Annotated in this window: 9 protein-coding genes; 2 read left to right on the plus strand and 7 right to left on the minus strand. The window is 64.4% G+C overall.

Going from position 1 to position 9,265, the window contains the following annotated elements; all coding sequences use genetic code 11:
• The 7 genes from WCZ84_RS12845 to WCZ84_RS12875 all read right to left on the minus strand — a co-directional run.
• A partial coding sequence (locus WCZ84_RS12845) for a Tm-1-like ATP-binding domain-containing protein (RefSeq protein ID WP_372686675.1) occupies window positions 1-335 on the minus strand: 335 nt, incomplete at its 3' end.
• A 7-nt stretch (window positions 336-342) separates the two neighbouring features.
• Window positions 343-1,176, minus strand: a complete 834-nt coding sequence (locus tag WCZ84_RS12850) for a phosphoenolpyruvate hydrolase family protein (RefSeq protein WP_372686676.1) — start codon at window positions 1,174-1,176, stop codon at window positions 343-345.
• Window positions 1,177-1,233: 57 nt separating this feature from the next.
• Window positions 1,234-1,956 carry an ABC transporter ATP-binding protein gene (locus tag WCZ84_RS12855; RefSeq protein WP_372686677.1) on the minus strand — a complete coding sequence of 241 codons (723 nt, stop codon included), beginning with the start codon at window positions 1,954-1,956 and terminating at the stop codon, window positions 1,234-1,236.
• Complete coding sequence (locus tag WCZ84_RS12860) at window positions 1,949-2,713, minus strand: ABC transporter ATP-binding protein (protein WP_372686678.1); 765 nt, start codon at window positions 2,711-2,713, stop codon at window positions 1,949-1,951. Before WCZ84_RS12860 ends, WCZ84_RS12855 begins: the two co-directional genes overlap by 8 nt.
• Before the next feature lie 24 nt (window positions 2,714-2,737).
• Window positions 2,738-4,057: an ABC transporter substrate-binding protein gene (locus WCZ84_RS12865; protein WP_372686679.1), complete on the minus strand. Its 1,320-nt coding sequence runs from the start codon at window positions 4,055-4,057 to the stop codon at window positions 2,738-2,740.
• A 70-nt stretch (window positions 4,058-4,127) separates the two neighbouring features.
• Window positions 4,128-5,129, minus strand: a complete 1,002-nt coding sequence (locus tag WCZ84_RS12870; protein WP_372686680.1) for a branched-chain amino acid ABC transporter permease — start codon at window positions 5,127-5,129, stop codon at window positions 4,128-4,130.
• Window positions 5,126-5,989 (minus strand): branched-chain amino acid ABC transporter permease, encoded by an 864-nt coding sequence (locus WCZ84_RS12875; RefSeq protein WP_372686681.1) that lies wholly within the window; start codon window positions 5,987-5,989, stop codon window positions 5,126-5,128. Before WCZ84_RS12875 ends, WCZ84_RS12870 begins: the two co-directional genes overlap by 4 nt.
• A gap of 179 nt (window positions 5,990-6,168) precedes the next feature.
• On the opposite strand from WCZ84_RS12875, the gene WCZ84_RS12880 reads away from it, so the two are divergent.
• On the plus strand, window positions 6,169-7,986 hold the full coding sequence (locus tag WCZ84_RS12880) for a phosphoenolpyruvate hydrolase family protein (protein ID WP_372686682.1): 1,818 nt from the start codon (window positions 6,169-6,171) through the stop codon (window positions 7,984-7,986).
• Between the two features lie 189 nt (window positions 7,987-8,175).
• The gene (locus tag WCZ84_RS12885) at window positions 8,176-9,120 is read left to right on the plus strand and encodes an ABC transporter substrate-binding protein (RefSeq protein WP_372686683.1); all 945 of its coding nucleotides are present in this window, start codon (window positions 8,176-8,178) and stop codon (window positions 9,118-9,120) included.
• The last annotated feature ends 145 nt before the right edge of the window (window positions 9,121-9,265 follow it).

Consider the following 9,265-nt stretch of genomic DNA (forward strand, 5'->3'; position numbering starts at 1 on the left):
ATGCCCGCCGTGATGATCGATGTCCCCCCGCCGCCGCCCGCACCGCGAACGCCCGCCAGCGTGCCGGCATCCTGCGCCTTCAAGTAGGCGGCAAACGCCTGGCCCATGGCCGCCACGGCCTGGCCGCGATCCGGCGCATCGAAAACGGCCCGGGCGCCCGCAGGATGCCAGCCAGCGACCTCTGGGGCCGAGACATCGACTGCGACCGGACACTGGCCACCGGTGCCGACATCGACGGCCAGCACGTCGGCCCCTGCAGCGCGCAGAACTTGAACCAGGTACACCAGTTCTTCGCCTTTCGTGTCGGCCGTGGCGGCCACCAGTATCCGTGCCATGATGCACTCATTTTGCCAATTGCATTTGCTTGAACCGGGCCACCTGATCGGTGATGGCCCGCTCGACCGGCAGGCGTTCCATGCTGGACGCGCCGTAGAAGCCATTGATGCCCGGCATGCGCAACATGGCCTGGGCGACGTTTTCCGGTTCATCGAACGGCCCGCCATGACAGATGACCAGCAGCTCGGGACGCACCTTGCGCGCCGCATCGGCGATGCGCAAGGTGATGTCGATGGCGTCATCCATGGTCATCGCCTCGGCGGCACCAATGGCGCCACCCGTGGTGAGGCCCACGTGAGCCACGATGACGTCGGCCCCAGCCTGTGCCATGGCAGTGGCTTCGGCCTCGTTGAACACGTAGGGTGTGGTGAGCAAGTCCATTTCGCGGGCCAGCCGGATCATCTCGACTTCTTTATCGTACCCCAGCCCAGTGGCTTCCATGTTGGCGCGCATCACCCCATCGAACAGGCCGACGGTCGGGAAATTCTGCACCCCGGAAAACCCCAGCGCCTTGATCTGCCGCAGGAACACGGGCATGCTGCGAAAAGGGTCCGTGGCGTTGACGCCTGCCAGCACGGGGGTATGCTTCACCACCGGCAGGACCTCGCCCGCCATGTCCAGGACGATCTGATTGGCATCCCCGTAGGCAAACAGGCCCGTAATGGACACCCGCCCCGCCATCCGGTAGCGCCCACTGTTGTACAGGACCAGCAAGTCGATCCCGCCCGCTTCTTCGCATTTGGCCGAAATGCCCGTGCCCGCGCCACCGCCGACGATCGGAATGCCCGCTTTGGCAAGTTCATGCAATTGATGGAGAATGTCTTCGCGCTTGATGGCCATTGTGTAGAGTCCTTGTCAGTTGGAATGTCGATCGGCGGCAAGCACCGACCAGCGGTTTCAAATGCCCAGATATTTCAGGCGTAAATCATCGTCGGCCATGAAGCGGGCCGCATCCGAGTCATGGACGGTCCGGCCCGACACCATGACGTAAATATGGTTGGCCAATGCCGCAGCCACGTGGATGTTCTGCTCGACCAGCAGGATCGACAGGCCTTCCTGCAGCAAAGTGCGGCAGGTGTTCACGACGCGCTCATTGGCCACGGGCGACAGGCCCTCGGAAGGCTCATCGAGCAGCAACAACCTGGGGTTGCCGACCAGCGCCCGCCCGATCGCCAGCATCTGCTGTTCGCCGCCGCTCATCAACGTACCGCTGATGTTGCGCCGCTGCCAGAGTTCGGGAAACAGATCGAAGACCCGCTGCGGGGTCCATTCGTTGGCCCGCCCCGTCTTGCGATGCGTCAGCACCAGGTGCTCACGCACCGTCAGCGAAGGAAACAGGCGCCGGCCTTGCGGGACATAGCCCAGCCCCGCATTGGCCACTTCGTCGGGCTTGCGTCCAGCCAGCTCGACCCCCTGGAGAAGCACGTGCCCGGCGCTGGGCGGGGTCAGGCCCATGATGGCCCGCATCAGCGTGGTCTTGCCCATGCCGTTGCGCCCCAGCACGACCACGCACTCTGGCCCGACGGTCAGCGAACAGCCTTGCAGCACGTGGCTGTCGCCATAGGACGCGTGCAGATCGCGTACGTCCAGCACCGGCGCCTGGCGGGCTCGATCAGGCATGCTGCTCTCCGAGATAAATCTGTTGCACCATGGCGTCGGCCTGGACTTCGGCCGCACTGCCCTCGGCCACGATGGCTCCCTGGTGGAGGACCGTAATGCGCTCGGACAGCTGCATGACGATGTCCATGTCATGCTCGACGAGCACCAGCGTGATGTCCGCCGGCAGTTCGCGGATGATGGCGCACAAATCCTGCCGCTCGGCCGGTGACAGGCCAGCCGCCGGCTCATCGAGCATGATCAGCCGGGGCTTCATGGCCAGGGTCATGCCCACTTCGAGCTGGCGCTGCAGGCCGTGCGAGAGCTCGGCCACCGGGGTGGCCAGGTACGGGGCCAGGCCCACGCGCGCGGCCACTTCTTCGCACCAGGCCAGAGTGGCCCCGTCATGCGCCCAGCCGTGCAGGAGATTCAACCCCAGGCTGCGGCTGGGATGCGCGGCCAGGAACAGGTTTTCACGCACCGACAGACCCGACAACAATTGCGAGATCTGGTAGGTACGCCCCAGGCCCAGGCGGGCGCGCCGGCGCACACTCAGGCGCGTCACCGGCTGGCCGAACAGAGCGATCCAGCCCTGGTCCGCGGAAATCTCGCCGGTGATCAGGCCGAACAAGGTGGATTTCCCGGCGCCATTGGGGCCGATCAGTGCCCGCCGCTCACCCTGGTACACCGTCAAGTCGACGGCACGGGTGGCCCGGACCCCGCCGAACGATTTGCTCAGCTGGCGGGTCTGGATGGCGGGCGGGGGCGAATCTGCGTGCATGATGCGGGACGTTGCGGCGTCGTGTCACTGGCCAAACGGCACCAGTTCGTAGTCCTGCTCGACCGTGAGCATGGCCGCCGGCATGTCGGCGCGCTTGCCGGCCGGTTCGCTGCGGCTATCCGCCGGCTGGCTCATGTACAAGGCGGGATCGTAGGGGCCGAACTGGCTCACCCCCTTGGCCGTGAACAAGCCCTTGTTGTAGAGTTCGCCCTGGTCGTTTTGCGCCACCTCGCGGATGTACACGTTCTGGACTGCGGCATTGTGATCATCCAGCGAGACCGGGCCGCGAGGCTCGTCGCTCAGGTCTACGGCCAGCATGGCCTTGGCCAGCGCCGCCTTGTCGCTGACGTCGCCATCGAGCGCCTCGATCGCGCGCAGAATCATCTTCATGCTGCCGTAGGCAAACTCGGAGGCCGCCGTGGGGCCATGACCCCAGCGTTTTTCGAAGGCATCGTGGAACGTGTTCCAGTTCGGCGTGTCCAGATCATCGGTCGTCAGGTGCGCAGAATAGGACCCCACGATTTCCGCCGGCATGGAATCCAGGTCCGGCTTCTCGAACGTATTGGACTGCCCCAGCAGGGGGATCTGGTCCTGCATGCCGAACTCGACGAACTGCTTGACGAAGGCCACGGCATCCGACCCCGCGCCGTTGTACAGCACGGCATCGTAGCCCTGGTCCAGAGGAATCGACGCGATCAGCGATGAATAATCGGACGTCGGCACGGGATGCCAGACGGTGGTGACCTCTTCCCCGCCGCCTCTCAGAAAGCCCCGCTTGAAGCCGCCCGCCTGGTTGTAGGGATAGGAATAATCCTCACCGATCATGTAGATTTTCTTGTAGCCCTTGTCCTGCGCCAGCCAGTAGCCGAAAACGTCCATGGGCTGGGCGCCGGTCCAGGTCGGCCGGATGATGTAGGGATCCCCCTCGCGCATGGTCATGTCCTCGGACGCGGCGTACATGGGCACGATGGGAATGTTCTTGCCCTTCATGTAATCACCCACCGACAGACCCTCGTCGCCCGATACCAGCCCGGTGATGATGTCGACCTTGTCCTGTTCGACCAGTTGCTTGGCCTTGGCCACGGCCAGTTCGTTGTCCAGCTGGTCGTCGGCATAGATCACCTCGATCTTCTTGCCGGCCACCTGGTTGCCATATTCCTCCAGGGCCAGGACCGCGCCCTCTTTCTGCAGCTGCCCGAACGACGCAAAGGGCCCGGTAAACGCGCTCAACAGGCCGATGGTGACGGTGTCGCCGTCGTCGGCCGCAAGCGCCAGCCCCGGGGCGGACAGCAGGCCGGCCAGTGCGAATGAGGCAAGGGCGGCTCCCACTTTTTGATACTTCATGACACTCTCCTCTGATAGGTCTCTTGCATGACTGCATGTGCGGCCATGCGGACAGAGCTTGCAACAACGATCACAGGGCTGACCCTGGCGGACGATTGCGCCGACGGCGTGCCTGCAGAGAATCCCACAAGCCCAATAGCCCGTTGGGCGCCATCAAGATAACGAGAACGAAAATGATGCCGATCACGGTGTTGTACCGGGGCGTCAACTGGCTGATGACGACATCCAGCCACACGGCAATCACCGTGCCCAGCACCGGTCCCCAGAAATACCGGGCGCCCCCGAGAATGACCACCAGCAGCACCCAGATCATGCGGTTCAGGTGCAAGGTGCTGGGCGTCACGATGCCCGAAGACCACGCCGCGAGAATGCCGCCCACGGCGGCGAACAAGGCGGCGACGACGAAAATGGCGACGCGCTGCCAGAACACGTGATAGCCCAGCGCGCTCATGCGCCGCGGGTTTTCGCGAATGCCGCGGATGACCAGGCCGAACCGGGATTCCACGATGCGCCACAGCACCCACAGCGCCCCGCAGAAGACGGCCAGCGAGAGCCAATAAAAATGGCTACTGACCGATAGATCCAGGCCGAAGAGTTCGGGCGGCTTGATGCCGCGCATGCCGGCCCAGCCGTGCAGCAGGCTGGTATTCTGGCGCGCGAATGACCAGCCGATCTGCCCCAGGGCGAGCGAGAGCATGAGAAACACCAGCCCGTAGGTGCGCATGAGGACCAAGGCAAACAGAAAGGCGACCACGACCACCAGCAACAGGCCCGCCAACTCGGGCCACGGGAAGGCGATGCCGCGCTCGGCACCGAGCAGGCCGATCACGTAACCCGTCATTCCGAAAAATATCGTCTGCGTCAGACTGATCATGCCCCCTTGCCCCAGCAGCAACGCGACGCTGAGCGCCAGAAACCCGAAATAGATCGATCGGGTGTACGTGGTGATGGTGTAGGCATCGGCATACCACGGCAGCGTCACCATCAGGATGAACACGAGGGCGCCCAGAGACCAGCCGAAGCGGTGTTCGGCCCTCTCGGGTCGCCATGCGGATCGCGTCGACTGAATCAAAACCGTCTCCCGAACAGGCCTTGCGGGCGAATCGCGAGCATCAGCGCCATGGGCGCGAACACGAGAAACATGGACATCTCGGGCACGAAAGCCAGGCTGAAGGACAGGATCTGGCCAAGGACGAGGGCGCTGATCAGCGTGCCCAACAGACTGCCCAGCCCGCCCACGATGACCACCACCAGCGAGTAGGTCAGGATGGTGATGTCCTCGCCCGGGCTCAACTGCAGGTACGACCCGCCCAGAACACCCGCCACGCCCCCCAGAAAGGCCGACAGCATGAACATCAGCGAATAGATCGTGTCGATCCGTATGCCCAGCGCCGACACGGTTTCACGGTCATCCACGCTGGCCCGCACCGCCATGCCCAGACGCGTGCGAAACAACAGAAACCACAGGCCGAAAGCAATCACCACGGCCGTCAGCATCAACACGAAGCGAAAGCCCGGATAAAGAAAGCCAAACAGCCGGACCGGGCTGCTCAACGCCGCCGGCGCCCGAATCGACAACGGATGCCCGCCCCAGGTGGCCAGGCACAGGTCGGCAATGATCATGGAAAACGCAATCGTCAGCAGCGTCTGGGACAGGTCGCCCCCCGCCTGGATGCGCTCGAGCAGCCCCCGTTCGAGCAGCAGCCCCAGAAGCGCTACAAACCCGCCGCCGGCCAGTACGGCCAGCGTCCAGCTGCCGGTATGCTGGAGGACGCTGAACCCCAGGTAGCCGCCCAGCAGGTAGAAAGCGCCATGGCTCATGTTCACGATGCGCATGACGCCAAATGCCAGCGTCAGGCCACTGCCCAGGATGAAAAACAGCGCGCCCTGGGTCAGGCCATTGAGCATGATGATCATGTAGCGCGTGTCCACCGCACTCCCCCTTCGCTTCCTATTGAAAAGTGTAGGCGGCGCCCCTGCGGCAAACAAGATCGGCGATTTCTCATTATGGGTAAAATTGGGTCATTAAGGCGCACGAATCCTGTGCACTTTCCATAGCGCGCCCTCGACGGGGTCCAGACCCGGGGCGCATCGGCTTGCAGGGCGGCTCCATGCATCATTCCGGCACCCCCGAATCCAAGGCAGCGACACCGTCGGCGCGGGCTACGCTGCGCGAGCGGTTTTCCCAGGCGCGCCGCCAGAACGAATTCCTGGTCGGCGCGGCGATCGGCGCCGGCCTGCTGGGCGAAGCGGCTGAAGACGGCGGGGCAGACTTTCTCATCGCGCTGAATGCCGGGCGGTTTCGGCTCATGGGCACCTCATCGGTGGCCTGCCTGCTGCCGATCCGCGATGCCAATGCCTTCGTGATGTCGTTCGCACCCACCGAGCTGCTCAGCCAATGCACGCTACCCGTGTTTTTCGGCGCATCGGTCATGGATCCCACGCTGAAGATCAGCGATTTTTGCGCTCGGATTGCCGAATCCGGGTTTGCCGGCATCGCCAATTTCCCGTCAGCGGTGCATTATCCGGCGGCAGTGCGCGATGTCCTGCAAGCCAGCGGCATCGGTTTCGCGCGCGAGCTCGAACTGTTCGACCAGGCCCACCGCGAAGGCCTGGCGACCCTGGCCTACGTCCGCACACGCGAACAGGCCCAAGCGGCGGCTGCACAAGGGGTCGACCTGATCTGCTACAACTTCGGCTGGAATGCCGGTGGCAACAAGGGCCCCATCAGCGACATCAGCATGGAGGAAGCGGCCGCCCATTCGCGCGACATGGGGCGCACAATCCGGCGCGAGAATCCCGACGCTTTTTTCTTCCTGGAAGGCGGGCCGATCCAGGACCCGGAACAGCTCGCCGCCGTCTGCAGGGTCTCGAACCTGCACGGCTACGTGGGCGGTTCGACCATCGACCGCCTGCCACTGGCCCAATCCGTCACCAGCCAAACACAGCGTTTCAAGTCGGCAGCCGTCATGGCCCGGCGCTTGAGCCGCCAGCAGAAGATGCTGGTGGCCTTTGGCGAGCAGCACGGCTTCACCGGCCGATCACAGGCCATGCTCCAGGTCTACGCAAAATTGCACCGCCCAGGGCACCCCGGCACCAGCATGCTGGTGTCCGGCGAGCCCAACACGGGGCGGTCCACCGCCATCATGGCGCTGCACACCCTGGCGGGAGAGGATCCCGGCACCTTGGCAATCATCGACGCCCACGCCGACAGCCCTGCCAGCCAGATCCTGATCCATCTGTTCGGCCGCGGGCCAAGCACCGGCAACACGGCCCTGCCCGGCCTCGCACACCGCCAGGATGTGCGCGCCATCGTCTTGCGCGGCCTCGGGCACGTTCCCCTGCGCGTCCAAGAGCGTCTGGCCAACAGCCTGCGCAAACGGCGCTTTACACCCGTCGGGGCGCGGCATCCACAGGCATGGGACAAACGGCTGATATTCGTCTCGGAAGATGATCTCGACACCCTGAAACGCCGCCAGGCCATTGCGCCGCCGCTGGCCCGCATGCTCGAAGGCCACGAAATCCGCCTGCCGCCGCTGCGCGAACGCACCGAAGACCTCGAAGACATCCTTCATCATTTTTTCAGGCTGTTGCGTGGCGACCACGCCACGACGCCCGTGCTGGCCCCGGGTGCGCTCGGGCTGCTGCAACGCCACGACTGGCCCGGCAACCTGCTCGAGCTGCGCAGCATGGCGGTCCGCCTGCTGGCCGACCACGCCGGTGATCAAGTGGACGAAGGCGCCATGACCCGCTTGCTGGTCGGCGACAGCCCGTGGCAGCCGCGCCCGGTCCGCACCGAGCGCGATGTGGTGCTCAATGCCCTGTGGCGCCACGGATTCCACCGGCAGGAAACGGCCAACTTCCTGGGCATTTCACGCAAGACGCTCTACAACAAGATCCGCCGATACCACCTGACCAGCCAGCGTTGACCCCGCGGCGGCAGGCCTGTTACGAAGAGCCCGCGACAGCGGGCAGTCGTTCCGGCGACAGCCTAAAAGCCGCATTACCGCACGTAATCGGCTTCAAAAATAAGGGTTTTCACCTATCCCTGGAATACCCGCATAAGATGATATTTATCTATAATGCGACTCGTTCTCATTAACATTTATCAACTCATTATGAAAACGATTCGCGGGCTCATCGTCCTCAGCCTGGCGCTTTCCATGCCAGCCATGGCCGCCCAGGCATTCGAACTGGAACACAGCAAGGGGCTGCTCCAGCTGGATGCCACCCCGGGCCAACTGGCCACCTATGACCTGGCTATCCTCGACAGCCTCGAGGCGCTGGGCATCCCGGTGGCCGGCGTGCCCAAGTCAGTCTATCAGGGCGAGCTCGCCAAATATGGCAGCGCACCGGTCATCGGCACCCTGTTCGAGCCCGACTACGACGCCCTGGAGCGCCTCGAGCCGGAATTGATCTTTGCCGGCAGGCGGTCGCTGCCGGCCATCCCCAAGCTGCAGGCGCTGGCCCCGACGGTCGCCTACAACGCCACCGGCCGTCCGTTCATGGAAGACTTCCGCCGCGATAACCTCGCTCTGGCGCGTGCTTTTGGCAAGGAGGATTTGGCCGAACGGGCCATCGAGGCGGTGGAGAAAAACGTGGCGGCGCTGCAGCAGGCCAACCAGGGGAAGACCGCCGCCTTTCTGTTCGTAATCAACGACAACGTGATCGCACATGCCCCAGGGGACCGTTTCGGCTACGCCTATGAACTGACCGGGCTGGAATCCGTGCTGCCAGCCAAAGAAGCCAGCAATGCGCCGGCCGCGCCCCGGCCGGCGCCCGGATCCCCGGAATACCGGGCCGCCCAGGCCGAGCGCGCGCGGATCATCACCCGCGTGGCGCAATCCGATCCCGACTGGCTGATCATCCTCGATCGCGGCGCCATCAACAATGGCGAGAAAACAGCGGCGCGCACACTCGCGGCCCACCCCGAACTGAGCCGGACCCGGGCCTTCGAGGCAGGCCGCGTGTATTACGCCGACCCGAACGGCTGGTACGTGATGACCGGCGGCCTGAACAATCTCAAGCACATCACCGACGACTTGCTGGCCCACATGAAGTAGTGCTGCGGCCCGCCGACGCCCAGGCCAAAGTCCGGGCATCAACCCGACAACCCCGCCGATTCCGATCGCGCCCCCCCTCTCCGGAGTCGCTTCCCATCCCCACCCTTTCCGACCACCCCCCCCTCACCCACTTCCCCGCCACCCC

Origin of the sequence: Castellaniella sp. (assembly GCF_041675725.1) — a bacterium.
GTDB lineage: Bacteria > Pseudomonadota > Gammaproteobacteria > Burkholderiales > Burkholderiaceae_B > Castellaniella.

Excerpts from the sequence above, each read along its gene's own strand:
- WCZ84_RS12860 (WP_372686678.1), bottom strand. The coding sequence starts at position 2,713 with ATGCACGCAGATTCGCCCCCGCCCGCCATCCAGACCCGCCAGCTGAGC.
- WCZ84_RS12880 (WP_372686682.1), top strand. The coding sequence starts at position 6,169 with ATGCATCATTCCGGCACCCCCGAATCCAAGGCAGCGACACCGTCGGCG.
- WCZ84_RS12865 (WP_372686679.1), bottom strand. The coding sequence starts at position 4,057 with ATGAAGTATCAAAAAGTGGGAGCCGCCCTTGCCTCATTCGCACTGGCC.
- WCZ84_RS12885 (WP_372686683.1), top strand. The coding sequence starts at position 8,176 with ATGAAAACGATTCGCGGGCTCATCGTCCTCAGCCTGGCGCTTTCCATG.
- WCZ84_RS12855 (WP_372686677.1), bottom strand. The coding sequence starts at position 1,956 with ATGCCTGATCGAGCCCGCCAGGCGCCGGTGCTGGACGTACGCGATCTG.
- WCZ84_RS12850 (WP_372686676.1), bottom strand. The coding sequence starts at position 1,176 with ATGGCCATCAAGCGCGAAGACATTCTCCATCAATTGCATGAACTTGCC.